The organism is Micromonospora sp. AMSO12t, assembly GCF_008806585.1.
GTDB lineage: Bacteria > Actinomycetota > Actinomycetes > Mycobacteriales > Micromonosporaceae > Micromonospora > Micromonospora reichwaldensis.
The window spans coordinates 1-509 of sequence record NZ_WAAS01000591.1 but is presented as its reverse complement, the minus strand read 5'-3'; the positions used below and the strand labels follow the sequence as shown (position 1 = coordinate 509).

Sequence of the window (509 nt, the reverse complement as noted above, 5' to 3'; positions counted from 1 at the left end):
ACAAGGATATCGGTACGATGTACCTTATCTTTGCGGTGATCGCGGGCATCATCGGTGCTGCGATGTCGATCGCGATCCGTGCCGAGTTGATGTATCCGGGCGTCCAGATATTCCACGAGACGCACACCTATAACGTGTTCGTGACCTCGCACGGCCTGCTCATGATCTTCTTCATGGTCATGCCGGCGATGATCGGCGGGTTCGGCAACTGGATGGTGCCGCTGATGATCGGCGCGCCAGATATGGCGTTCCCGCGCATGAACAACATCTCGTTCTGGCTGCTGCCCGCCTCGTTCGCGCTGCTGCTGCTCTCCACCTTCGTCGAGGGTGAGCCGGGCGCCAACGGCGTCGGCGCCGGCTGGACCATGTACGCGCCGCTGTCGACCTCGGGCCACCCCGGACCGGCGGTCGATTTCGCGATCCTGTCGCTGCATCTTGCCGGTGCGTCGTCGATCCTCGGCGCCATCAACTTCATCACCACGATCTTCAACATGCGCGCGCCGGGCATG

1 protein-coding gene is annotated in these 509 nt (G+C 62.3%); it reads left to right on the top strand.

Annotated features, from left to right (window positions below):
- Window positions 1-17: 17 nt before the first annotated feature.
- Window positions 18-509, top strand: a 492-nt coding sequence (locus F6X68_RS33085; protein WP_225852581.1) for a cbb3-type cytochrome c oxidase subunit I, incomplete at its 3' end; no start/stop codon positions are given.